This window comes from Enterococcus sp. AZ063 (assembly GCF_051715045.1).
Lineage (GTDB): Bacteria > Bacillota > Bacilli > Lactobacillales > Enterococcaceae > Enterococcus_D > Enterococcus_D casseliflavus.
On sequence record NZ_JBIOTA010000001.1, the window covers coordinates 3663799 to 3689988 of the forward strand.

The following is a 26190-nucleotide window of genomic DNA, read 5'->3' on the forward strand; positions in this document are numbered from 1 at the left end:
ATTTTTTGATTTTCGCAAGTTTTCACGAATTTCAGGAAATATGCGTTTTTTTCATCAGAATCGTTAGACAAATGAACCATTTGTCTATATAATAGGAACGATTGTGTAATTATTATCATAGATTATTTTTATTAAGGAGAGATTTGCAATGGCAAAGAAAAACATTGTCGTTGTCGGTGCCGGTTATGCAGGCGTTTCTGCTACGAAGTACATGGCAAAGAAATTGAAAAAAGACAATGATGTTGAGATAACATTGATCGACCGTCACTCTTATCATACGATGATGACTGAACTGCATGAAGTCGCTGGAGGACGTGTAGAACCTACCGCAATTCAATATGACTTGCAGCGCTTGTTCTCACGCAAGAAAAATGTTCGTTTAGTAACCGATACAGTAACTGGGATCGATAAAGAAAATAAAACCGTCCAAACAAAATTAGGCAGCTATTCATTTGACTACTTGATCTTAGGGATGGGTGGCGAACCGAATGACTTCGGTACACCTGGTGTCAAAGAAAATGGCTTTACTCTATGGTCATTTGACGATGCTGTCCGCATTCGCGAACACATTGAAAAAACTGTCGCAAAAGCAGCGATCGAACCAGATGCAGCATTACGTAAAGCAATGTTGACGTTTGTCGTTTGTGGTTCTGGGTTTACTGGGATCGAAATGATCGGTGAACTGATCGATTGGAAAGATCGTTTAGCTTCCGATTATAAATTGGACCCAAGTGAAATCAGCTTGAAAGTCGTTGAAGCAATGCCAACGATCTTAAACATGCTTGATCGTAACGATGCAGCCAAAGCAGAACGTTACTTGAAGAAAAACAATGTTGATCTTGTCTTGAATGCACCAATCGTTGAAGTGGCACCTGACCACATCAAACTAAAAGATGGTTCAACGATCCCAACCCACACGTTGATCTGGACTGCCGGCGTCAAAGGAACTAGCGATGCTGCTGATTTCGGTTTAGAAACCGCGCGTGGTTTCCGTCTAGTTGCCAATGAGTACATGGAAGCAAAAGGCTACGAAGACAAAAACATCTATATTATTGGTGACTTGGTTTACTTCGAAGAATTCCCGAACACACCAACACCACAAATCGTGCAAGCAGCTGAACAAACTGGGCACACTGCAGCAACGAATATCGTTTCAGCCATCAAAGGCGGCGAAAAACATAAATTCAAAGGAAACTACCAAGGATTTATGGTTTCCATCGGTGCCAAATGGGGCGTGGCGAACTTATTCAATAAGATTCACCTGAGCGGTTTCTTAGCGATCATTATGAAACATATCGTTAACTTGAAATACTTCTTTGATATTCGTTCTGGTTACTACATGTTCCAATACTTGATGCATGAAATCTTCCACATCAAAGATGACCGGACAGTCGCTCGTGGTCATACGTCTCGTTACGGAAACGTCTTGTGGAGTGTTCCGCTTCGTATTTTCTATGGTCTTGTCTGGTTCGTTGAAGCTTTCAAGAAAATTTTGGGTACGAATGGGGAAGTCTTCAAACCTGGTACATGGTTCGGTGAAGGTTCTTGGTTCCAAGGCAACAGCGTTTTCCCTTGGACTTGGGAATATCAAACAGTCGCTGATGCAGCAAGTGGTGCTAGTGAAGCAGCCGATGCAGCAAGTGCCGCTAGTGGTGCCGGTGAAGCAGCCGATGCAGCGACACAAGCCGCACACTTCGGTTTGAGCTATGCCTACGGTGAGCAACCAATGATCGTGATTGAAAAATCACCTGACTGGTTCACAAAAGTTATGCAATTTATCATGCCAAACAACGACGTTGCAATGTTCTTCCAAAAATTCATGGTCTTCTTTGAAATTGCTTTAGCTCTTGCATTGATGGCTGGTCTCTTCACTTGGTTAGTAAACGCAACGACTATCGTTTTAGTGTTGACTTTCTGTATGTCTGGTATGTTCTACTGGGTAAACATCTGGTTCATTCCAGTTGCATTTGCCTTGATGAACGGTTCAGGACGCGCAGTCGGTTTAGACCGTTGGGTAATCCCATGGTTGCAACGTACCCTTGGAAAATGGTGGTACGGTACCCCTCGCTCCTTATATGGCAATAAATAAGCCAGCAAAATAGAATACCTGTACGACTTCATGAGACTAAGACATTCTGATTTTCAATCAGTGTCTTGGTCTCTTTCCAAGTACAGAACTTTTTCTTGATCGTCCTTGCACAGAAATCGGTGGATTATTGAGGATTCAGCTAGTAGAATCTTGTCTTCTTATGCTAGAATGAGACACATCACATGAAAGAACAGGAGTCTTTTTTGATGAAACTAAAAGAATTTATCCGCGATGCCCATTTAAAACCATGGGATGGCGTCATCATACTTGTTTTGATCCTCAGCTCTTTTTTACCGATTTTTATTTTTGGCCAAACGCAAACAGCGGACAAAGAAGCCGTCTTGCGGGTCGATGGGACAGAAATCAAGCGTTTTGACTTAGTTGAAGGTCAAAAAACGTACACCTATCTTTATGAAGATGAAGATGGCGATACCAATTTACTGGAGATCGAAGGGGATCGGATCCGAATCAAGGAAGCCGATTGCGGCGACCAGATTTGTGTCCGCCGTGGCTGGGCCAGTAAAAATGGGGAAACCATTGTCTGTCTGCCTCATAAATTGGTGATCGAAATCCAAACCGCAGATGGGAGTGAGACCGACGATCTAATCTATTGATCGTTTGCTTATGAGTCGATTACAACGAATAATTTTCATCTCACTGCTGGTCGCCCAAGGGGTCGTGATTGGTTTAGTTGAAAATATGATCCCTTATCCATTTGCCTTTGCGCCTGGTGCGAAACTAGGTTTGGCAAATTTAATTACCATTATTGCTTTGTTCACCATGCCAAAAAAAGACAGCTTTCTCTTGATTTGGCTAAGACTGATCTTAACTACGTTACTAGGAGGAACGGTTTCGACCTTCTTATATAGTATGAGCGGTTCCTTACTGAGCTACTTTGGGATGTCTTTGGTGAAACAGTTGGGGCCTAAGCGTGTCAGTATCATCGGCATTAGTTCGGCCGGCGGGTTCTTACACAACGTCGGACAGTTGATCACTGCCTCATGGATCGCTCAATCCTGGAGCGTGATGCTCTACTTGCCGGTCCTGTCTTTCTTTGGGATCTTGTCCGGGATCGCTATCGGGATCGCCGCCAACTACTTGCTGCGCCGTGTCGAAACACTGCGCCGTTTTCAAATTGATTATGAACGCCAGACCAAAGTCAAATGGCGCTCGGATTCAGAATAAAGGAGTTAATTATGAAACTTCATTCCATGTGGCAAGAGTATCCAGCACTGCAAGCTGACTTATCTGCCTCCTTGCAATTGATGGAAAAATCATTAAAACTAAAAAACAAAGAGGTCGAACAAGCGATCCTGTCCATGATCCATTCAGGTGGGAAACTGCTGCGTCCTGCTTATCAGCTGCTCTTTTCTGCTTATGGCAGCGACAAAGATCGCGAAAAAGCCGTCGCATTGGCGGCCTCGATCGAAATGCTCCACACTGCCTCGTTGATCCACGACGATATCGTCGATCATGCGGACACCCGCCGCAAGCTGCCGACCATTCGTTCCGAATTTGGCAACGATGTCGCTGTCTATGCTGGTGATTACCTCTTCGTCTGCTGCTTTAAATTGATGGCCGATTATGCTAGCTCCATGAAAAGCTTGCAGATGAATTCCCGTAGTATGGAAAAAATCCTGGCCGGTGAATTAGGACAAATGAGCAAACGATACGATTTGTCCGTCACTGTCGAGGATTACTTAGAAAACATTCGCGGCAAAACCGCTGAATTGTTTGCTTTAAGCTGCTTCATCGGAGCTTACGAAAGCGGCACCTCCTTGCGCTTTGCCAATCAAGCCCGTGAGATCGGTGAAGCCATTGGCCTTGCCTTTCAAATCATGGATGACGTCTTGGATTACAGCCAAGATGCGGCTGCTTTAGGAAAACCAGTATTGGAAGATGTTCGGCAAGGCGTCTATTCCCTACCGCTGTTGATGGCATTGAAAAGTGACCGCCAACAGCTGCTCCCATTGCTGGAAAAACAAGACGCCATGACGGACACCGACACCCACGAAGTCTATCGGATCGTCCAAGAAAGTGCTGGGATCGAGGAAGCCAAGAAACTCGCAGCCGACTATACGAAAAAAGCTTTGCAGGCGATCCAGAAATTACCTGAGACCAAAGATGAAACCAAAACGTATCTTTACCAGATCACTGCTCAGATCCTTGGGCGTCAGAACTGATCAAGGATCTAGCATAAACCCAGCAGCTGGAATCATCCTGAAATAAGTCCCCAAGGTTAGATTTCTGATCTACTTTTGGGGACTTTTTAGTTGATAGCTAGAATTTTATACGCAAAAAAGCCTCAACGGACAAATCATCTGTCCGTTGAGGCTTTTTTTCTTTTAACGCATCGTCACAAATTCTTCTGACCCTGTCGGATGAATGGCAACGGTTTGATCAAAGTCTGCTTTTGTAGCACCCATTTTGATGGCTACAGCGAAGCCTTGCAGCATTTCATCGACACCGATCCCGATGCCGTGCAGACCGATGATTTTTTCTTCTTCTCCTAAGCACACCAATTTCATCTCACATTTTTGGCGATACTCATTTAAAGCAAAGTACATCGGTGTAAAGCGCGAGCGATACACCTTTATCTGCTCTTGGCCGTATTTTGCCAAGGCTGCTTCTTCGGATAAACCAATCGTGGCAATCGGTGGATGAGTAAAGATGACCGTCGGCACTAAGTGATAATCCAAATACGCATCGCTTTGACCGTTGAACAAGCGTTCAGACAAGCGACGACCGGCGGCGATCGCAACCGGGGTTAAATCCAATTTTCCGATGACATCGCCCACCGCAAAAATCGAGTCAGCTGTGGTATTTTGATATTTGTCCACAATGATAAACCCTTTTTCATCCAATTGGACATCGGTGTTTTCCAGACCTAACTTATCCGTGTTGGGCACGCGACCACCAGCAAAAAGGACGCAATCGCCGGTCAAGGTTTCGCCATTTTCAAAGTGAACGATATACTCGTCACCTTCTTTAATGATACGAGAGGCCACGTAGCCTGCATAAGTTTCGATTCCTGATTCTTGGTACATCTCCACGAGATTATCCGCAAGCATCTTGTCAAAGGTTCGTAATGGTCGCTCTTTGCGGTACGCCCAAGCCACTTGGCTGCCCAGCTGTTGGCTGACCCCGCTGATTTCGGCTGCGATGTAGCCTGCCCCTAAGACGACCATACGCTTTGGTGCTTCTCGCAACGCAAAAAAACCATTCGAGTCAATGGCGTACTCACCGCCGGGAATATTCATCGCGCTAGGTTTTCCACCGGTGGCAATCAAAATGTTTGCTGCATGGTAGTTTTCCCCATTGACGGTAACCGTGTGGTTATCCACAAACTGTGCATAACCGTGGATAACTTCTACATTGTTACTGTCTAAGCCTTTTTGATAGGCTGTGTGTAAAAAATCAATGTATTTTTCACGGTTATCCACAAGCTCAGTAAAATTAAATTTATCCACATGTGGATAAATGCCGTAGCTAGTTGCGTCCCGCTTGATCATTTCTAACATCTCACTGGCTTGCCACATGACTTTTTTCGGCACACAGCCGACATTGACACAGGTGCCGCCTAATTCATTGCCTTCGATCAATAATACTTTGGCGCCGTGCATTCCTGCTCGATTGGCTGAGGCGATCCCGCCGCTGCCGCCACCAATTACTATGTAGTCGTATGTTTCCATATTTGTTGTTTCCTCCTTAAGATTGTCTATGTTCTCATCGATCCTTTTTGGCTGGATTGATTCAACAAAAAAAGCCGAGAGAAACTCTCGACCTTATTTTTTCTTCCGAATCATGTCTCCGACTTCCACCGGTTCTTTGACCGGCATCGTCAGCAGCATCATAGGATTTGGTGCACGATCGATGGATTCACCGTCTTCATTATACATGACTTCGACGGTTTGGTGAAAGTGATGGAATCCGGGACCGTAAAATTCGATTTCATCGCCGACGGAAAAGTGGTTCCGTTGCCGGATCGTAGCTGTTTTCGTTGCCGGATCATATGCCATGACTTCCCCAATAAACTTGTATTGTGGAATTTTCCGACGTGGACCAAACAACTGCTCATTTTCACTCGGGGTATCATAGTAAAAGCCTGACGCAAGCTCGCGCTGCGCAACTTTCCACAGTTCATCGATCCATTCTTGTTTGCAGACATAGTTCTCTGGATCGGCCATGTAACTGTCCACGGCTGCTTTATAAACGTTCGCCACGGTCGAAACATAGTGGATCGATTTCATGCGGCCTTCGATTTTGAAACTATCCACGCCGTTTTCAATCAAATCAGGGATATGTTCGATCATCGACATATCCACAGCACTCATGGAAAACTCTTCTTCCACTGTCCCGTTTTTAGTCAAACTGTTTCGTTCCGTTGCAAAGGGCATGTCAAACAGATCATATTTCCAGCGGCAAGATTGCGAACAGCCGCCGCGATTGGCGTCTCGCATCGACATATGATTGGACAAAGTACAACGGCCAGAATAAGAAATACACATGGCGCCATGAATAAAGGCTTCGATCTCCACGCTAGTATTTTTGCGGATCTCAGCGACTTCCTCCATGGACACTTCTCGGGCGAGAACGACCCGTTCTAGACCTTCTTCCCGCCAAAATTCCAATGTTTCATAGTTCGTGGCACTGGCTTGGGTGGACAAATGGATCGGTAGACCTGGCGCTTCTGTTGCGCAGATCTGGATCAAAGCGGGATCAGAAACGATCACGGCCGAAATACCGACATCTCGCAATTCCCGAAAGAATTCCCCTGCACCTTCTTGATTGCCCTCATGGGTCACCATGTTGGCTGCTACATAGACTTTTGCGTTGTGGGCTTTGGCAAAAGCCACCCCTTCCGCCATTTCTTCATAGGTAAAGTTTCCCGCGCGACTCCGTAGACCATAGGCATTGCCGCCGATATAGACAGCGTCAGCGCCATAGTGGATCGCTGTTTTTAATTTTTCTAACGTACCAGCTGGTGCTAACACTTCTGGTCGTTTCAATGCTTGTTTAACGGTCATTTGTTCTTGCTCCTTACTTGATATCGTCAGGATCGATGGCATAAAATCCAGTGTCTAACCCACGTTCTGCTGGATGAAGTTGGGCAACTTGTTCACTGAGCACAGCTGCTTGCTCTGCTTGCCACTCCCCACTTTCTACAAGGCTCTTGGCTTGGGCAAACAGTTTAGCAATAGACACAAAGGCAGCCCCTCGTGTATAGATTCCGTCCAGCTTCCAGGTTTGAAAGCCTGTTGCGGCTAATTCCGCCAGTTGCAGCAGCAGATTGATGTCGTTATTGGCAAAAATGTGCGTGCCGTGGCTATCTTCATAAATGGAATAGTGGGTTTCTTCTTTTTTTGGTTCGGATAAAAACAACCCACGGTCGTGGTTCTTTTCTTCCGATTGTTGGGTATAGTTATAATAATTTTGTAAAAGCGGACGCTTCGATTGGTGAATGCAGGTCGCACCATAAACCAATACTTCCACAGGAATATTTAGTTGCGGTGCCATGATTTTCATTTCCTCGAAAGGAACTTCTCGCGCTAAAACGGCTGCCTTTGCTCCTTTTTGTCCCCAAAAATTGATTTGACGAGCGCTCGTTACTAAGGTTTCCCCTGCATAGATAAATGGCAAGGCACATTCTGGATTTTGCTTCATGCGGTAAATGATCCCAGGATCTCCGAGAGCGATTTGATCGGCTTGATTGGTCTTCAGAAATGCTAGGTATTCTGGAATCCGCTTCATTTTTTCTGGATGCATGATGCCATTGACTGCGATCGTCACTTTCTTTCCAGCTTCGTGGGCCATGTCGATCAGTCTGATTTGCTCTTCACGAGAAAAAGAGGCCGGTAGGCGCAGCCCGAATGTCTCTTCTCCAAAAAACAATGTATCAACATAAGGGATGAGCTGCTGTGCTTGCTCGATCGATTCCACCGTGGCGATAATCTCAACCATAATACTCCTCCTTTTTTCAACTCATTCATAGTATCACACAGCAGGATTCTTTCCAAGAGGTCTCGTTACTCTTTTTTTCACGAATATCGCTTTTTCCGTTAATCAACCGTTGTCATAAAGCTATTTAAAAGGATATTTTTTTGTGAATCATCAATCATAATCAGTGGAGACTTCTTGATCACTACTAGACATAGCAAGACAAAAAAGCGACGTTTCTATGGATGCCGATTGCTCGACCATAGAAACGCCGCTGCCGTTATTGGCTCGACTTAAACTTGTTGCAAGACCCGTGCTTGTCCCTCTTTGACATTGAGGGTGATCGATCCTTTGGAAGCACCAATCGTCACTTTGTCACCTAAATGAATTTGTCCTGATAGGAGTGCTTCACTTAAACGGTCTTCGACTTCTTTTTGCAATGCTCGACGAATCGGCCGTGCCCCATATTCTGGATCAAAACCAGCTTTGCCGATCACATCGATGGCAGATGGCGTGATCTTCAATTGGATGTCTTGGTTGCTTAACCGTTTGATGATCGCTTTGCTCATGATCTTCACGATCTCGTGGATCTCCCCTTCACCTAAGGATTGGAAGACCACTGTTTCATCCACACGGTTCAAGAACTCTGGACGGAAGGCTTTTTTCAGCTCTTCTAAGATCCGTTTTTGCATCGCTTGGTGATCTTTCGTTAAATCAGTGACATTGAATCCAACGCTTTTTTCTTCGCGGATTTGTTGGGCACCGATATTAGAGGTCATGATCAAAATCGTGTTGCGGAAATCGACCTTTCGACCTTTGGCATCCGTCAAATGACCATCATCCAGCACTTGCAAGAGGATATTGAAGACATCGGGATGGGCTTTTTCCACCTCGTCCAATAAGATAACGGAGTAAGGTTTTGAACGGATTTTTTCCGTCAATTGCCCACCTTCATCATAGCCGACATAGCCTGGCGGTGAACCGATCAAACGGCTCGTGCTGTATTTTTCCATAAATTCGGACATATCGACACGAACCAAGGCATCTTCACTACCAAACATCGCTTCCGCTAAGGCTTTGGCAAGCTCGGTTTTCCCGACACCGGTCGGGCCTAAGAACATGAAGGAACCGATTGGGCGGTTGGGGTCTTTCAACCCACTGCGGGCGCGACGGATCGAACGAGCGACTGCTTTGACCGCTTCTTCTTGGCCAACTACCCGTTGATGCAAGATCTTTTCAAGATCCAACAAGCGTTCGCTTTCTTTTTTCTCCATCTGTTGCAAAGGTACACCAGTCCATTGGGAAACGACCGTAGCAACATCTTCTGCAGTAACACTATCGGCATAGCCTGACGCTTCTTTGACTTCCATAAACGCCACTTCCGTCAATTGTTGGGTCAATTTCTTTTCCTTGATTCGCAGACGAGCTGCTGCTTCAAAATCTTGCTGGCGAATGGCTGCTTCTTTTTCTTCAATCAAGTTAGCGATCTCGTTTTGTAGATCTGCCAATTCCGAACTTTCATCGGTTTTGTCTAGACGCACTTTGGCTGCTGATTCATCCATCAAATCGATGGCTTTATCTGGTAATTGGCGCGAATTGATGTAACGCACGGACAATTGCACAGCGGCGTGTAACGCATCATCAGAAATTTCCACCCCATGATGTTCTTCATAACGAGGACGCAAGCCGCGCAAAATTTCTTCCGCTTCTTCTGGTGTTGGTTCGTCGACTTGCACTCGGGCAAAACGGCGTTCTAACGCAGAATCTTTTTCAATGTATTTTTGGTACTCATCTAATGTCGTGGCACCGATGGTTTGCAATTCTCCACGGGCTAAGGCTGGTTTCAGAATATTCGAGGCATCAATCGCCCCTTCGGCTCCGCCGGCCCCAATCAGTGTATGCAATTCATCAATGAATAAGATGATTTGACCATCTTGATAGATCTCATCGATGATTTTTTTCATTCGGTCCTCAAATTCTCCACGGTATTTCGTTCCAGCAACTAAAGCCCCCATGTCCAGCATCATCAAACGTTTGTTTTGCATGTCTTCTGGGACTTCCCCATTGATGATTTTTTGGGCTAAGCCTTCGGCGATCGCGGTTTTCCCAACACCAGGTTCCCCAACGAGAACAGGGTTGTTTTTGGTCCGACGGCTAAGGATCTGGATCAGCCGTTTGACTTCTTTGGCACGACCGACAACAGGATCTAGCCGTTTTTCACGGGCTAATTTGGTCAAATCACGGGCTAAGGAATCCAAGGTTGGTGTTCCTTGCTGCGCTTTGGCTTGGGCTGGACGACGACGACCAGCACTTCCGTTGGTTTTGCTTTCATTGAAGCCCATTTTTTTCTTCAAAAGCTGACGCATTTTCGCGAGACTCAAGCCGAGATTCAGCATGATTCGTGAAGCCAAAATGTCTTCGTCTCTTAATAAGCCTAATAATAGATGTTCGGTACCGATCTGTGGTGCCCCTAAACGCTTGGCCTCATCCCCTGCATAAGCAAATGTATGTTTTGCTCGTGGTGAATACGCGAGATAGGCGTTTTCTGGGTATTGACGAACGGTGCCGTACCCTGTTAAATGCTCGATTTCTTCACGAATATCGTTTTCTGTGATATTCATTTCCCGTAACGTTTTGCCAGCGATCCCGTTTTGTTCAATGACCAGTGCCAATAGAATATGTTCAGAACCTACTGCTTGGTGCTTAAAGTATTTTGCTTCTTCTTGGGCGATAGCCAAAACGGCTTTCGCGCGTTGGGTGAATAATTCATCCATCTCTTTCACTTCCTGTCTTCGTAACTTAATCGTTCTAGAATTGCATGGAGCAAATCAGCTCGTGTTCTATTTTCATAAGGAGAACGTCCTAGAACTGCTTTCGCGATGACGGTCAACAATAAATTGCCTTCTCGCTTGGACAGGATTCCTTCCTCATAAAGTTTCTGGATTATTGCATATGCATCTTTTTCCGAGATGGTTTCATCGAATAATTGATTCATTTCTTTTAAGTAGTGGTGGCTATCAGTAATTTTGACTTTCTCGATCCGAATATAGCCGCCCCCGCCGCGTTTGCTTTCAACCGCATAGCCTCTTTGAACGGTAAAGCGGGTATTGATCACGTAATTTATTTGTGAGGGCACGCAGTTGAACAAATTTGCCATTTCTGCGCGACGAATCTCAATGGTTTCACTGTCTTCAAGAATTTTCTTCAAATATGCTTCAATCAAATCGGAAGTGTTGTGATGACTCAATTCATTCCCTCCCTTGACTAATTCTGACCTTCATTATACCCAATTTTTGAATCCTTGGAAAGATGTACGCTTGCACAAAAGGAAGGTCTAAAGGAAATTTTAAAGACACTTATCCCTCGCTTCAGCTTTTTAGCTACAAAAAGAAACAAGCAGCTCGTCGGGGAACAAAAAGAAAATTCTTTGGTCCCCGTAGGCTGCTTGTTCTTCTAACATAAACGTTCATCTTATTGCGTACTTTCTGAACTACTTTCACTCGTTGACGAGCTGCTGCTTGAGGAGGATGAGCTGCTTGACGAAGAAGAATCCTGTGGTCGAGGACCTCTGGAAACCGTCACGGTGACAGAACTTCCTACTGCTACAGAAGTACCTGCTCCCGGCGTAACGCGCACTACTTCTCCAGCAGGCACAGAGTCATTATAATCAGATTCTTGTTCTATCGTATACTGCAATCCTGCTTCATTCAAATCTGCTTCTGCATCGGCTTGGCTTTTGCCAACGATTCTTGGTACATTGACCATTTCTTGCCCGCTGCTGACAGTTAATGTAATGATGGTTCTGGAAGTCACAACGGACTCGCCACTCGCTGGTGCTTGACCAATGATCGTACCTTCCGGTTGGCTACTGGATTCGTAAGTGACATTGATTTGTGAAAGGCTTACCCCGCGAGAAGTTAATGCTGCTCGTGCATCTGCCTCTGTCATACCATAATAGTTGTCCATTGCGAAGCTATCTGGTCCGGAGCTGACCTTAAAGGTGATTTCGTCTTCTGCTGGGGAAACTTCCCGCCCTGCTGCTGGTGATTGACTGATAATATCCCCTTCGTCGACATCATCTGACGACTCTAACTCTTCTTTGATTCTGTCTTCATCAAAGCCCAAATCGATCAATTCTTTTTTGACATCATCGAAGGAACGACCTTCATAGTCATCAAGGGTGATTTTCTTCGTTCCGCTACTGATGTAGAGAGTGACGACGGAATTCTTTTTGACTTCATTGCCTTCTGGGGGATCGGTTTTGACGACATTGCCTGCTTCGACTTCATCGTCTTCGATTTCTTCCACCTCATCTGCTACTTTCAAGCCGGCGGCTTCTAGCTCGGCACGGGCAGCTGCTTCCGTCTGACCACTGACTTCAGGAATCGCCACATCTCCTCGACCACCGCCGAATAGGAAGTAACTGCCTATCCCTAACAGTGCGATCACCATAATGATGGGCAGCAACAGCCAGCGTTTGCGTTTTTTCTTTTTCGGTTGCGCTGGTTCTTCGGCTTGATCCGCAACCTCATCTTCTACGGGTTCCTCCACTGGCGGCGTTTCGACTTGGGCTGCTTCCACTGGAGTCAGCACTCTCGTTTCATCCATCAGGGCATGAGGTTCCCATCTCGGTTCATTGAGGCGGTCAGGAGACAACACGGTATCGAGATCTGCCCGCATTTCATCGGCGGTCTTGTAACGATCCGCCGGTTCTTTGGCGGTCGCCTTCAATACGACGTTTTCCAGCGATTGCGGAACATTTTTGTCATAGATCCGAATCGAAGGGATCTCATCTTGGAAGTGTTTCAAGGCGATCGTTACGGCTGATTCGCCATCAAAGGGTACTTTGCCGGTTAAAATTTCATAGAGGATAATTCCAATCGCATAAATATCTGATTGATTGGTGGCCATACTGCCTCGTGCTTGTTCTGGTGAAAGATAATGCACCGAGCCTAGCATCGAGTTGGTTTGGGTGATCGATGTTTCTGATAAGGCGATCGCGATCCCAAAATCGGTGATTTTCACCACGCCGTCTTCATTGATCAGCACATTTTGGGGCTTTAGGTCCCGGTGAATGATGCGGTGCTGATGGGCCAATGCCACCGCTGATAAGATTTGTTGGATGATATCAACGATCTGCAAATAAGGTACGGGATAGTGCGTTTGGATATAGCGCTTGAGATCCATCCCTTTGACATATTCCATCACCAAAAACTGCATGCCGTCTTCTTCGCCGACATCATAAACGGTTACGATGTTTGGATGAACCAGCTCAGTCGCCGCCAAGGCTTCTCGTTGAAAGCGCCGAATCGCACTTTGGTCGTTTTGGAAGTCAAAACGAAGCACTTTGATTGCCACTTCACGGTCTAAGATCAAGTCATGTGCCAAAAACACATTTGCCATTCCGCCGCTGCCGATATTGCCGATGATTTTGTATCGGCCGTTTATCTTCTTCCCAATTTCGATCATGGGCGCTCTCCTCCAACTTTAATCAATAATACCGTGATATTGTCGACACCACCGCGTTCGTTGGCTTGATCGATCAATGATTGCACTGCTTCTTCCAGCACAGGGTTTTCTTGGATCGTTGCTGTGATCTCTTCATCTGAGACCATGTTGGTCAATCCATCTGAACACAGCAGCAAATAATCCCCGTCTGCAATAAAGTGGATCGCCACATCGACTTCGACTTCGCTTGGCATACCGATCGAGCGGGTCAAAACGTTTTTGCGAGGATGATTCAAGGCCATTTCTGCCGTGATTTGTCCCGACTTCACCAATTCATTGACCAGTGAATGGTCCTCTGTGATTTGAGTCAGCACTTGATTGCGTAAAAGATAGGCACGGCTGTCCCCGACATTGGCGATCGTAAACTGGTCGCCTAATAAGGCCACAGCAATGATCGTGGTGCCCATGCCGCTAAGTTCTTCTTGTTCTTGTCCTTTTTGGAAAATCACTTGGCTTTCCGCTTGGATTTTTTGGATCAGCCATTGGGCAGTTTTTTCACTGTCTGTCAGCTCTGTCTGTTCCCAAGCGGTGCCGATCTCACTGACTGCTTGACGGCTAGCGACATCTCCGGCCCGGTGGCCCCCCATGCCATCGGCAAGCAAGGCCAATGTCACATTGGCTTTATTTACATAGGTTGCTGCAAAATCTTGGTTTGTGTTGCGACGTTTGCCGACATCTGTTTGAAAACGAATCTCCAATTTCTTTCACCTCGTTACTTTTTGCGTAGACAACTGATAAAAAAGCCATCTGTCATAAAATCTTGCGGATAGATCGTCAACATATCCTCTTGAACCGCTTCGGCTGCCAGCGGTCCTACCGCAAGAGGCATTTGCTCAAATTCAGGATGGTCAGCGAGAAACGCTGCCACGACTTGTTGATTTTCTTCCGCTAGAATCGTGCATGTGCTGTAGACCATTATACCCGATTTTTTCAGGGTTGGGGCGGCACTTTCCAAAATCTCTCGCTGAATCTGCGGCAAGCGTTGGAAATCGGCTTCCGTCTTGCTGTATTTGATGTCCGGTTTACGGCGCATCAACCCTAATCCAGAACAAGGGGCATCCACTAAGATGCGATCAAATTGTTCGGGTGCAAAGGTTTGAGCCGTCTCCCGCGCATCCATCACGCGGGTCTCCACAACGGCTTCGACGCCTAAACGTTGGGCATTTTGCTGAATCAGCTTAACCTTATGGGCATGGATATCCAGTGCTGTCACTTTGCCGCCCTCTGCGGCAGACAAGAAGGCAGCGATATGGGTCGTTTTGCCTCCTGGTGCGGCGCAGGCATCCAGTACTTGATGGTCTCGGGCTACTTGTAAAACGGGGGCAACCAGCATCGAACTTTCATCTTGGATCGTCAGTAAACCTTCTTTGTAGAGGGACGAGCCCGCCATAAAGCCTTTGTCAGCCACAACCCCATAGGGGGAAAGCTCACTTGGTCGTGCGTCGATGCCTTCTTCTTGTAGCCGTTCGATCGCTGCTGCTTGCGAGATGCGCTGCAGATCGATACGACCACTGGCATGATTGGGTTCAAATAGGGCATAACCCAGCTCACTGGTTTCTTCGATCCCAATTTGTTTGACTAGTTTCTTCGTTAGCCACAGGGGCAAACTGATTTCCGTTGCTAAACGTTCCATTGGGTCTTTGATCAATGCCAAGTCTGGCACTCCTTGTCGTTGGATCGTGCGCAGGACGCCATTGACGAATTTTCCAGTTCCCGGATTGCCTTTGGCTTTCGCAATATCCACGGCTTCATGAATGATGGCATGGGCGGGTACTTTATCGAGATACAGCATCTGATACAAGGAAAGCCGCAGCAGCGTTTTGACCCACGGGTCGACTTTGCGGGCATTTTTAATAAACCGATCCAAATAATAATCCAATAAAAGCTGACGACTGATGGTGCCGTACACCAATTCAGTCAGCAAGCGACCGTCTTTGTCATTTAAACGCCCTTGATTCATCAATTCCCGCAGCAGTAGATTGGAATAAGCGCCGCCTTTTTCGATTCGCAACAACGCTTCTAGTGCCACAAAACGCACTGTATATTGTATGTCTCCAAGATTACGCTTCATAGGTACCTACCTGATCCCCTTTTTGAATCTGTTGTCCACTGCCGTTTAAGAATGCGGCAATGTCTTGTCGGCCTTTTCCAGCTGGCTGCAATTCATCGATAGCCAATACCGTGCCTTCCCCACAAGCGATCAGCAACGTTTTTTTCGTCCGTTCAATGATCGTTCCTGGTTGGGCTGTCGTCGTTTGCTCCAGCGGTGTCACTTGCCAAAGTTTCCAGCGGTTGCCATTTTGTGTCGTAAAGGCGATCGGCCATGGTCGCATGCCTCGGACTTGGGCATCGATTTGCACCGCCGTTTTCTGCCAGTCGATGGCTTCTTGTTCACGGCTGATATTTGGTGAAAAGGTGACTTTTGCTTCTTCTTGCGGGACAGGCTGCAGCTCTCCTGACAAGATTTTCGGCACAGTTTCCAGCAGCAAGTCTTTGCCTAATAGGCTCAACTTATCAAACATCGTCCCCACATCATCTTGTGCCGTGATCGGCAAATGAGCTTGAGCAAAAATACCGCCAGCATCCATTTTTTTGATCATTTCCATGATGGTTACACCCGTTTCTTGCTCCCCTTCCATAATGGCATAATGCACAGGTGCTCCGCCACGGTATTTCGGCAGTAGGGACGCATGAACGTTGATAGCGCCATGCTTTGGTACTTCTAGTAACGCACTAGGTAAAAATTGGCCGAAAGCTGCCGTGATCAGCAGGTCAGGTGCTAAAGCTTGAATCTGCTCCATTTCTGGCGACCCACTGATTTTTTCTGGTTGTAAAACCAACAAGCCATGCTTCATCGCCGCTTCTTTAACGGGGGTCGGAGTGATGGTTTTTTTGCGACCGACGGGACGATCCGGCTGGGTCACGACTGCTGCCACTTCATAGCCAGCTTCAAGCAAGCCTTCTAAAATTGGGACGGAAAACGCCGGGGTACCCATAAAGACGATTTTAGTCATTTTCATGTTCCTCCATATACTTTTCTAAGTCTTCTTCAGGAATGCGTTCGACGAGCTTGTCGACAAACAGCACGCCATTTAAATGATCGATCTCATGCTGCATCGCACGCGCCAAGTAGCCGAATGCTTCCACTTCCATTTCCTCTCCTTCTCGGTCGAAATAGCGGACAGTGATCTCGTCTGCTCGTTTGACGGTCCCAAAGGTGTGGGGAATACTCAAGCAGCCTTCCACATCAAGGGATTCACCAGAAGAAGCGATGATCTCAGGGTTGATCATTTCAAAGCGGTCGTCTTCTTCGACTTCCACGATCGCCACTTGCAGGTTTTTGCCGACTTGCGGTGCGGCAATACCGATCCCGTCGTGGGCGACCATCGTTTCATAAAGGTCGTCTAGTAGCTGAACGAGCTCATCGGTAATAACTTTGACGGGTTTTGCTTGCCGACGAAGACGTTCATCGGGGGTGATAATAATAGGATAACGCATATTTTCTCCTCTAAATAAAATTCAACGGCTCTTGGTCAATCGACACGTACAATCCTTTGCGCTGATCGATTTGACTTTGATCCAACAGACGGGTCAACAAAGCAGGTAGCTGCGGTTCATTTTTGTATTTAATGATCAATTGGTAGTAATAACGGTTTTTCACCCGCAAAATCGCACTGGGTGCCGGACCCAACAAAATACTTTGCGGTGACAGCTCCTGCTGCAGATTCCGCGCGATCGCAAACATCTTCTGAGCTGCGACTTGCTCTTCGGGATGACTGCAGGTGATTTTGACGGTGAAATAATACGGTGGATAGCCGCTTTGGTGCCGCATCCACATTTCTTTTTGATAGAAATCTTCGTAGTCTTGCGACTGCGCCAATTGGATGGCGTAGTGCTCAGGGTTGAATGTTTGGATCACCACTTCGCCGGTTTTTTCTGCCCGACCTGCCCGACCACTGACCTGAGTCAACAGCTGGAACGTCCGTTCACTCGAACGAAAATCTGGCAAATTCAAGGCGGTATCGGCATTCAAGACCCCTACCAGTGTGATATCAGGGAAATCCAAGCCTTTGGCGATCATTTGAGTCCCTAACAAAATATTCGCTTTTTTCTCCCCAAACAAGGTCAAGATTTTTTCATGGGCGCCTTTTTTGCGGGTGGTATCGACATCCATCCGTAAAACCCGCGCTTCGGGAAACAGTTCCTTCAACTCTTCTTCCACTTTTTGCGTGCCCGTTCCGTAATAACGAATCTTGTCTGCATTGCAGTTGGGGCAACGATGGGGGATGTGTTCTTCATGTCCGCAATAATGACAGCGCATCGTTTTGGTATCCATATGCAGCGTCAAGGAGATGTCGCAATTTGGACAGGGCAAAACATACCCGCAATCGCGGCACATCACGAAGGAAGAGTAGCCGCGCCGATTCAGCAGCAAGACGATCTGTTCTTTGCGGGCCAAGCGGTCTGTAATTTTTTCCTGTAACGGACGAGAAAAGGTTTGATACTTTTTATTGGCAAATTCGGTACGCATATCCACGACTTCGATCTGCGGTAATTGCGCACTGGTTTTTGCCCGTTGATTCAATTTCAATAAGCGGTAGACTTCTTTTTGCGCCCGGGCACGAGATTCCAATGACGGCGTCGCACTGCCTAACACCACTGGACAGTGATGGTACTGGCTGCGCCAAATCGCTAAATCTCTCGCATGGTAACGAGGGGCTTCATCTTGCTTGTAGGAGGCTTCGTGCTCCTCATCGACGATGATGACCCCGATGTTTTTCAACGGAGCAAAAATCGCCGAGCGGGCGCCAACCACCACCTGCGCCTCCCCACGTTCGATCTTACGCCATTCATCGTATTTTTCACCTTGGGACAAGCCGCTGTGTAAAACAGCCACTGCGTCGCCTAGACGGCTTTTAAAGCGTTCGACCATTTGCGGAGTCAACGCGATCTCTGGCACGAGCATGATCGCGGTTTTGCCTTGTTTCAGCAATTGGGCGATCGCTTGCAGATAGACTTCTGTTTTTCCACTGCCGGTGATCCCTTCCAGTAAAAAAGTCTGTGCCTCTTGGTTATCCGCACAAGCAGTGATTTGCGCTACTGCAGCTGCCTGTTCTTCATTTAATTCAAGCGGGACCGTTTTTTGAAATTGACGGTCTTTGTAAGGATCACGGTAGGCTTCAACTTCCGTAAAGGTCAGCCAACCAGCTTCTTGCGCTTGGTTCAAAGCCGCGGTGGAAATCCCTTGTTCGGTAAAAAAGGAAACCGGCAAGCGGGCTTCCTCTGTCAAAATCTGTAAGATTTCCAGCTTGCGTTTGGCCCCTTTGCGCAGCTGTTGCTGGACGGCGGGGATTTCTGCTGGATCGATCTTGCGTTCAATGTAACGGGTCATTTTCGCTTTGTTTTTATTTTTCACGAGATACTGCAATTCAACTACTGCGGCTTCCCGCAAAGGCTTCAACTGCGGCAACAGCCCTGCACTTTCGGCGTCTTGCCAGCTGAGGATGCCGTTTTCGGGAAAATATTCTTTGATGGGATGATTTCCTTCCAGCAAAACGATCTGCTTTTGGTACTCGGCTTTCATCACACTAGGCAGCATCGTCTGCAAGCAAGTGATCTTAAAGGCAAAGGTCGTTTCCTTCATGTAGTCGGCTAATTGGAGAAGTTCTTCATTGACGACAGGCGACAAATCCAACAAACGAACGATTGGTTTTAAGGTCTGCTGCGGTTCGGCAACTTCTGAAAGGCCGACGACGAACCCTTGGATATGGCGGTCGCCCTTGCCAAATGGCACTTCGACCCGCATCCCTGTCTCAATGGCGGCTTGTAATTCTGATGGGATCAGATAGGTAAAAGGCTGATCGGTCTGCATCGTGGGAACATCCACGATCACTTCTGCTATGTACGCCATTTCTTCTCCTCCTTTTAGGTTCTATTTTACTAAATGGGTGGGGGTTTGTCTGTACCCCTTACAAAAATTTAACCATCATCATTCAAAAGAAAAAGCCAGAACACAGGCGTGCTCTAGCTTGCTTTTGTCTATAGCTTTTGTTCGTCGCGGATACGCGCTTCTAATTCTTTTTGTTCTTGGTCTTTTTGCGCTTTGCGCTCTTCTTGTTCCATTTTCAAGCGGGCACGCTTGATTTCTGGATGCGGATCATTAACGACTAATTCCGCTTCGATTTCTTCAAGTGCTTGACCCACGCTTTTCACTGAATCAAAGTTTTCTAGTGTTGCTTGCGCACCGGCATCAAGTTCATGCGCCCGTTTGCTTGCTAAGATCACTAATGAATATTTTGAATTGACACGATCCAACAAAGAATCGATTGAAGGTTTTAACATCATATTTCTTACAGCTCCTCTAACATTTTGATATAGGTTCCGATCACTCGGTCAACGCGAAAATGTTCACTCGAAATAATTTCGCGAATTCGTTGGACTGCCTTAGGTACTTCATCATTGACAACGGCATAATCATACAAAGCCATCATTTCGATTTCTTCACGGGCGACACGCATCCGTTCATCGATCACTTCGGCAGAGTCGGTTCCTCTTCCTGTAATACGAGAGCGTAATTCTGCCAGATCAGGTGGCGTCAGAAAAATAAACACACCATCGGGAACTTTGTCTTTTACTTGTTTTGCCCCTTGCACTTCGATCTCTAAAAACACATCTTTTCCTTGATCCAGTGTCTGTTGGACATAAGATAATGGGGTTCCATAATAATTGCCGACATATTCGGCGTATTCCAGCATTTCACCGGCTTCGATCAAGGCTTCAAATTCTTCACGCGTGCGGAAATAGTAATCGACCCCTTCCACTTCCCCCTCGCGTTTTTGACGAGTGGTCATTGAAACGGAATATTGAAAATCGTTGTCGTCACTCTCAAAAATTGCTTTGCGCACGGTCCCTTTCCCTACTCCGGAAGGTCCTGATAAAACTATAAGTAATCCTCGCTCTGACATAATGACGTCCTTTCACTGACATTTGCTTAACGTCTATTTTGCACTTTTTTTCAGCAACTTTCAAGAACTACTTTATTATAATGGGAATTTCATGAAATTGCTAGTCTACACTTTGGCCGCTTTCTTAAAAGCCCATGTTGCTTAAGGTATTGATGACCCCTGCCAATTCGTCTTTAGCGGTGATCGCTTTTTCAGTAGGATCCGTCACTTCTTGGCAATCGATACGTACGATGTACCGACGATTTAAAGAAACAGCTACGCCATCAACTAATAGATGGAGAAAATCTGGCTCGATGGCTACGCAAGCATCTTCCCACGCAGAGAAATTCTCTTTGTCAGAAGGAATACTGCGCTTGATGACATTTTTTCCGCTTAGTTCGTGAAAGGTGATATCGTAATATTTCATTGGTTCATTCCTCCTACTCGATGTTTTGAACTTGTTCTCTGATTTTTTCAATGATCGTCTTCATTTGGACGACACTGTTTTTGATTTGGATCGGACTTGATTTTGAGCCAATCGTATTGACTTCTCGGTTCATCTCTTGGATCAAGAAATCCAGCTCTCGACCTATCGGTGTCTCAGCTGCCAGCAGCTCCGTCATCGTCGTTAAATGGATACTTAAACGATCCAGTTCTTCGTGGATATCGCCGCGTTCTAATAAAATCGCTAACTCTGTCAGTAAACGATCGCGATCGACTTCTTCCCCTAAATAAGCAGTCAGTTTCTTTTCAAAGCGTTCTTGGTAGTCCGCCTCATAGAGGGCCACGAATTGTTTGAGTTCTGTCAGCTTTTCCTGCAGCTGTCGCTGGTTTTCTTGCAAGATCAGCAAAATACCTTGCCCTTCCACCCAGCGGCTTTGATCGATCGCTGCCAGCGCTTGATCTAATGCTTCCATCACGCCATCGGCCAAGGTGCTTTCTTCTGGCTCTTGATCCGAGATCGTTAGAAAGGCCTCATGGAGCAGGAATTGTTCTAGCAATGCTGCTTTTGGCAGCTCTGCTAGGTCAAAACGGTCTTTGGCTTCGGTATCGATTTCCTGCATGAAACGTTCCAGCAAGTCCCATTGGATCTCGATCTGTTTCGTATTTGCGGTTTTTTCTTTTAACGTCACATACAATTCGATTCGTCCTCGCTGGAGGGTCTGCTTGATCGACTGCCGTAAAGCACCTTCTAGAGGATTCAATTGTTTGGGCATTCGCAGCTGCAGGTCCAAAAAGCGCTGATTGACACTTTTGATCTCAATTTCGATCTGCACATCTGGCGTTTCTGCACTGCCTTTGCCAAAACCAGTCATACTTTTCATTTGATCACTCCTCACCGCTTTGCTTTCTTACATGGAAAGCAGGGCTTTTTTAAGTTCTGCAAATTCTTCATTGGATAAGGTCACGCCTTTGCCCATCTTCTCGTGCTCTGGGCCCCAATCTCTCAGATCAAATTTTGGCGGACGCCCATTCCAGCTCACCAAATTTAATTCTTTGCGCCAGCCTCTTTGATTTTCCGAAAGCACGGCGATCTCTTCAACGATTTCATACGAAAATTTATCCATTTTCTGCTCCTTTCAAAAGATAGTGACTATACGCTGCCATTAAAGCAGTCAGTGGGTAACGCCGACGAATCTGCTGAAGGGCGGGCAGATTCAATTGCTGCGTCCGATAAAAAAAGAAAAAGCGATTTTGCTCGGACAAGACAAAAAAACGGTCGCGATAATAGCTCAGCCACTCGGTGATCGACCAGGCATCGGCTTCTTCCACTGCCTTTAGCGCAATTTTTTCAGCTAAAGCCGTTAGAATCGTTTCCTGCTCATAAATCACTGTAGGCGCTAGATACAATACTTTCGCGGTACACTCTATCAGTATACGCCCCCACTGCTCAAATGGCACATCCTGTTGATAGAATTTACGCATTTTTTTCCAAAATTCTTTTTTCTTTAGTTCCTGATAAAGCAGCGGGTCTGTCTGGCGCAGCTCTTTCAAAAAGCCCCGCCATAACGGCTGAAAATCAACCGTCCTTTCAAAGGTATACCAATGGCCTTGGTATTTGCCGAACACTTTCAAGGTTTCCAAATAGCCTAAGGTCATATTATCCAGCGAACGCTGGGCATCAAAAACCAAAAAGCTGCCTAAGGACCAAGGAGACCCCAACGAAAGCTGCGCGGTTTCTTCCGTCACAACCGTCCTTTTATTGATGCCAGGTCCTTGGACATCCACGGTGATACATTCCGTTGCCCCTTGCTGGACAGCGACATCGATGGGCAGGTTGTTGCGATAGCCGCCATCGATGTAATAAGCGTCGTTAATTTTTTGCGCCTGCATCGCTGGATAAAATGAAGCGGATGCCAACAACCAATGCAGATTTTCCTCTACTGCGGATGGATCAAAGGCATAAACCGTCTCCTTGAAATCGGGCAGACGAGTCGTACAGATCAGCAAGCGACAAGCAGTTTGGCTGAATTTTTCTTGATCAAAGGTCTTTTGCAAAAGCTTTGCCAACGGTTCGGTACTGGCACCGTTGCTTTTGACCGCTTCGCGGACCAGCGAATTGGCTTGATTCATCAAATCTCGCAATGTTTGGGCACGTACCGAAGCAAGCGGATAGTGCAATACTTGCTCGTTAGAGATATTTGCCCATAAATCGACGGCCGCTTCCACATCGTTCATTAAAATCAAGGCGCCATTCAAGGCACCGACGGAAGTTCCCGTGATCCATTCAAAGGTGATGCCCCGTTCTTGCAGCGCTTGCCAAACACCAATTTGATACGCCCCGTGAGCACCGCCACCGCCTAAAACCAGCGCCGTCTGATAAGCTAGCGCTCTTTGATACCCTTGAGGGACCACCTGATACCCTTGCTGGATAAACCACTCAGCCAAGGGGGTTCGATGAGGAAGTTGCCACGAGACAGCTGCTACAAAACGACTGCGGGCAAAGCTTTCTGTCACGGCTAGCAGTTGTTTCCAAGTAAAATCGGCGGCTGCTTCCACCAGCAGATTGGTGATAGTCAGTGTCTTTTGGTCAAAATCAAACTGCCCAGCAAGGTAAAAACGTCCGTAACGGCTGTCGATCTGCCAGCCCTGCTGAGCTATATCGGCTAGAAAGGCTCGTCGCGCTTTTGAATGCGACTCAAAAAAGGAAAAGACGAGTCGGCTTTCTTGAAATCCTGCCCTTTGTGCAAGAAAATCGATCGAAGTCAGTTTTTTCACTTTCATCAAGACGCCTCCTCAAGCAAAAAAGAATAGACGAATGACACGCCAGCTGCCGTACCACTCGAGCTATTCTTTTGATTAAAATGTTCGTTGTGCCATGTTGAATGCCGCCAGCATCTCATCCGTTGCTTCGTCGACAGGCGTTACAGATTCCAGATCACCTTGGATCACACGACGGGTGACACCGCCCATTTCCCCACAGGTGATCAGCGTGATCATTTTACGGTCTTCCACTTCGTCAAGCAAATAGACATCGGTCGGGTCGACCCGCACAGAAGAAGTCGCGGTATACGTGTAAATATTTTCCAGATCGGTCACATAGATAGCCGCTCCGATGGCGACATCATCCAATGGCGTAAACAAAAGCTCTGGCGATTGAGCGCGATGGCTGGCTAGTGCGTAATTGCCTTCCCCCATTTTTTGGGTGGGACTTAACGTACCAGCACCATACAGCAAGGCCTCGTTGGCCAAGCCTTTAAAAATCGGCAGATTGATCCCCACACTAGGAACCGCCACGCCGCCGATCACTGGCAAGGCTTTGTTGCTCAGCTGCGCCCGTAAGACTGCTTCTGAACTCGCCGGCTCCACGGCATCAAAATCAAAGGTCGCTTCCGCTTCCATATTTTTTTCCACATCACTGCGATCAATGGTGCCGACTGCGTAAGCTTCACCCGTTTGTTTAATAAAATAATTTTTGATTTGATTATTAAAAATCAATGCTAAACCAATCAATAACAGCAAAAGCAAAAAGAGATTGCTCAGCCAATTCGAAAGTCTGCGTTTCTTTTTTCTCATAGGTTTTCGTCTCCATTAGTTTCTTCTTTTATCATACCAAAATCCTCATAAAGACGCCAATTTTGGCCATTTTTTTTACGAAAAGACAAGATTTGCCTTTTTTTGTCGAAAAAGGGAACTTAAAAATTGTTTTTTCTGTTATTTTGTAATATAACTTTAAACGAAAAGATACAAGCAATTTTCAGCGCTTTGTTGTAGAATGAACTTAGTATATAGGAGGGATCGATCGGCATGTCTAACACGATTTACGTACATATTGATACAACCAGCAATGCCGTCTTGACCCGCGGGCTTGCCCCCCAAGATTTTAACAAGAGCATCGTCCATCAGCCCAAGAATTTGCTCTTGCTTGATCCTTCCAGTGATTTCGGCGAATTCGACGGTCATACGGGCTTAAAAGTGATACGCGGAATGGAAGACGTCCAACTGTTTTTTCAGCAGATCAACAAAGGTCGTGTTGCCGAAGAAATGAAGTGGATCGATTTTAATGATTACGAGATGGTCAAAGAATTGACGCCTTTAGAGATCTCCGAGTTGTTATATTTTGGCCACATGAAGACACACCTCCACTCCCCTTTCTTTTACAAACTGCAAAATAACTTTGTTTTCTTTGACTTAAAAGATGCACGTTCCCGCGTTTATTATCGCTATTTAGATGAATATTATCGGATCTTGGCGGATCGGATCACCCGCATCGTCTTAGAAAAAATCAATGATCGCCTCTCCTTTTTTAAAAAAGCAACACCGGTGGAAAAGCTCGATTTTAATTTGCTGAAAGAATTGCGGGGAATCATGCAAGAAGGCATCGTCTTTTGTCTAACACAAGAACAATTGATCGACAGAACCTATACGATCCCGATCTATCTGTCAGAAGATGCTGGCTTAAAAAACACGCTGGTCAATCAAAAAGAGCTGGATCAAATCGCTGTTTTACGCTATTCAGCCAGCAAAAAAAGCTGGTCGTTGGAAATCGACCAAGAAGATCTAGCGTTTGGCTTTATCGACAAAAAAATGTCTTGATGCTTCTCTTTCTCAAAGAGCATCAAGACATTTTTTGATGGTTCCATTTCTAAAACTAAGCTTTCGGGACAAATAATTTCGGGGCTGCCTTGACTAAGAGACCTAGGACGACCCCTACATAAACGATATTGATAATGACCGATGATCCATTAAAGATCAAGGAATACAGATACGGACTTTGTCCTGGCGGTGCGTACATTCCCCAGACAAAGACCCCAGCCCAATAATGCCAAAACCAACGGCTGATCACCGCCACGATGCCCCCTAAGACGACATACCACGTAACGGTTTTGCTGTTTTGACGGATCGCTTGCTGGATTTTATTAGCAAACAAGCCGCCCATCCCGCCAAAAGCAAAGGCAAAGGGGTATTCAAAGATAATCTGTGGAACGGTGATAAAGTTACGCATGGCGCTACCAATCAAAATATTCAGCAAGCCCCACATAAATCCAGCCGTCATTCCCGGCAGCACCCCGCGACGATACGAATACAAGACCAAGGGCACGAGACCTAGAGACAAGTCGATACTGGAATTGGCTGTCTGGATCGGGATATACGACAAGACGACCCCAATCGCAGCGATCATCGTTCCTTCCGTCCAGACCTGCAGCGACATTTTTCGTTTCAAAAAAAACTCCTCCTTTAGAATCATCACAATTCACAAAGGAGAAGTGT

General features: G+C 46.4%; 24 protein-coding genes. 5 read left to right on the forward strand and 19 right to left on the reverse strand.

The features are described from left to right. The first annotated feature begins 148 nt into the window (after positions 1–148). From IGK61_RS17185 to IGK61_RS17200, 4 genes are all read left to right on the forward strand, one after another. Positions 149–2089 carry an NAD(P)/FAD-dependent oxidoreductase gene (locus IGK61_RS17185; RefSeq protein WP_005230327.1) on the forward strand — a complete coding sequence of 647 codons (1941 nt, stop codon included), beginning with the start codon at positions 149–151 and terminating at the stop codon, positions 2087–2089. A gap of 206 nt (positions 2090–2295) precedes the next feature. Then, positions 2296–2703 carry a NusG domain II-containing protein gene (locus IGK61_RS17190; RefSeq protein ID WP_074536302.1) on the forward strand — a complete coding sequence of 136 codons (408 nt, stop codon included), beginning with the start codon at positions 2296–2298 and terminating at the stop codon, positions 2701–2703. Between the two features lie 10 nt (positions 2704–2713). Beyond that, positions 2714–3274, forward strand: coding sequence for a Gx transporter family protein (locus tag IGK61_RS17195; protein WP_074536304.1), 561 nt, complete (start codon positions 2714–2716; stop codon positions 3272–3274). Between the two features lie 11 nt (positions 3275–3285). Then, complete coding sequence (locus IGK61_RS17200; RefSeq protein WP_010748870.1) at positions 3286–4272, forward strand: polyprenyl synthetase family protein; 987 nt, start codon at positions 3286–3288, stop codon at positions 4270–4272. Between the two features lie 162 nt (positions 4273–4434). On the opposite strand, the gene gor is transcribed toward IGK61_RS17200, so the two are convergent. From gor to IGK61_RS17290, 18 genes are all read right to left on the reverse strand, one after another. After that, positions 4435–5781: a glutathione-disulfide reductase gene (gor, locus tag IGK61_RS17205; protein ID WP_074536305.1), complete on the reverse strand. Its 1347-nt coding sequence runs from the start codon at positions 5779–5781 to the stop codon at positions 4435–4437. Positions 5782–5874: 93 nt separating this feature from the next. Next, entirely contained in the window at positions 5875–7116 is a 1242-nt protein-coding gene (locus IGK61_RS17210; protein ID WP_008381725.1) for a peptidase U32 family protein, read from the reverse strand. A gap of 13 nt (positions 7117–7129) precedes the next feature. Further along, entirely contained in the window at positions 7130–8050 is a 921-nt protein-coding gene (locus IGK61_RS17215; RefSeq protein WP_074536307.1) for a peptidase U32 family protein, read from the reverse strand. A 269-nt stretch (positions 8051–8319) separates the two neighbouring features. Further along, positions 8320–10800, reverse strand: a complete 2481-nt coding sequence (locus tag IGK61_RS17220; protein WP_010748867.1) for an ATP-dependent Clp protease ATP-binding subunit — start codon at positions 10798–10800, stop codon at positions 8320–8322. Positions 10801–10805: 5 nt separating this feature from the next. After that, on the reverse strand, positions 10806–11273 hold the full coding sequence (locus IGK61_RS17225; RefSeq protein WP_005230319.1) for a CtsR family transcriptional regulator: 468 nt from the start codon (positions 11271–11273) through the stop codon (positions 10806–10808). A gap of 224 nt (positions 11274–11497) precedes the next feature. After that, a complete protein-coding gene (gene pknB / locus IGK61_RS17230) occupies positions 11498–13495 on the reverse strand; it encodes a Stk1 family PASTA domain-containing Ser/Thr kinase (RefSeq protein WP_074536309.1) in 1998 nt (665 codons plus the stop codon). Then, positions 13492–14232: a Stp1/IreP family PP2C-type Ser/Thr phosphatase gene (locus tag IGK61_RS17235; RefSeq protein WP_074536310.1), complete on the reverse strand. Its 741-nt coding sequence runs from the start codon at positions 14230–14232 to the stop codon at positions 13492–13494. Before IGK61_RS17235 ends, pknB begins: the two co-directional genes overlap by 4 nt. 14 nt (positions 14233–14246) lie before the next feature. Beyond that, on the reverse strand, positions 14247–15605 hold the full coding sequence (rsmB, locus tag IGK61_RS17240) for a 16S rRNA (cytosine(967)-C(5))-methyltransferase RsmB (protein WP_015510616.1): 1359 nt from the start codon (positions 15603–15605) through the stop codon (positions 14247–14249). Further along, positions 15595–16548, reverse strand: a complete 954-nt coding sequence (gene fmt / locus IGK61_RS17245; protein ID WP_074536311.1) for a methionyl-tRNA formyltransferase — start codon at positions 16546–16548, stop codon at positions 15595–15597. The genes rsmB and fmt overlap by 11 nt, the downstream gene beginning before the upstream one ends. Continuing rightward, a complete protein-coding gene (gene def / locus IGK61_RS17250; RefSeq protein ID WP_005230314.1) occupies positions 16541–17032 on the reverse strand; it encodes a peptide deformylase in 492 nt (163 codons plus the stop codon). Before def ends, fmt begins: the two co-directional genes overlap by 8 nt. A 10-nt stretch (positions 17033–17042) precedes the next feature. Beyond that, positions 17043–19445: a primosomal protein N' gene (gene priA, locus IGK61_RS17255; RefSeq protein WP_074536313.1), complete on the reverse strand. Its 2403-nt coding sequence runs from the start codon at positions 19443–19445 to the stop codon at positions 17043–17045. A gap of 128 nt (positions 19446–19573) precedes the next feature. Next, positions 19574–19879, reverse strand: coding sequence for a DNA-directed RNA polymerase subunit omega (gene rpoZ, locus IGK61_RS17260; RefSeq protein WP_005232977.1), 306 nt, complete (start codon positions 19877–19879; stop codon positions 19574–19576). Between the two features lie 5 nt (positions 19880–19884). After that, positions 19885–20499 (reverse strand): guanylate kinase, encoded by a 615-nt coding sequence (gene gmk, locus IGK61_RS17265; RefSeq protein ID WP_005230308.1) that lies wholly within the window; start codon positions 20497–20499, stop codon positions 19885–19887. Positions 20500–20623: 124 nt separating this feature from the next. Beyond that, positions 20624–20905 (reverse strand): hypothetical protein, encoded by a 282-nt coding sequence (locus IGK61_RS17270; RefSeq protein WP_005230307.1) that lies wholly within the window; start codon positions 20903–20905, stop codon positions 20624–20626. Between the two features lie 13 nt (positions 20906–20918). Continuing rightward, complete coding sequence (locus IGK61_RS17275) at positions 20919–21803, reverse strand: YicC/YloC family endoribonuclease (RefSeq protein ID WP_074536314.1); 885 nt, start codon at positions 21801–21803, stop codon at positions 20919–20921. Between the two features lie 27 nt (positions 21804–21830). Next, positions 21831–22046: a YdbC family protein gene (locus IGK61_RS17280; protein ID WP_005230288.1), complete on the reverse strand. Its 216-nt coding sequence runs from the start codon at positions 22044–22046 to the stop codon at positions 21831–21833. After that, positions 22039–23703 carry a patatin-like phospholipase family protein gene (locus tag IGK61_RS17285; protein ID WP_074536315.1) on the reverse strand — a complete coding sequence of 555 codons (1665 nt, stop codon included), beginning with the start codon at positions 23701–23703 and terminating at the stop codon, positions 22039–22041. Before IGK61_RS17285 ends, IGK61_RS17280 begins: the two co-directional genes overlap by 8 nt. A 75-nt stretch (positions 23704–23778) precedes the next feature. After that, positions 23779–24495, reverse strand: a complete 717-nt coding sequence (locus IGK61_RS17290; RefSeq protein WP_167827262.1) for a class A sortase — start codon at positions 24493–24495, stop codon at positions 23779–23781. 231 nt (positions 24496–24726) lie between these two features. Here IGK61_RS17290 and IGK61_RS17295 point away from each other — a divergent pair, with 231 nt between their 5' ends. Then, on the forward strand, positions 24727–25515 hold the full coding sequence (locus IGK61_RS17295; RefSeq protein WP_005230281.1) for a hypothetical protein: 789 nt from the start codon (positions 24727–24729) through the stop codon (positions 25513–25515). A gap of 55 nt (positions 25516–25570) precedes the next feature. Here the strand turns inward: IGK61_RS17295 and thiT are convergent, their stop codons facing one another. Continuing rightward, positions 25571–26143 (reverse strand): energy-coupled thiamine transporter ThiT, encoded by a 573-nt coding sequence (gene thiT, locus IGK61_RS17300; RefSeq protein WP_015510621.1) that lies wholly within the window; start codon positions 26141–26143, stop codon positions 25571–25573. Positions 26144–26190: the final 47 nt, after the last annotated feature.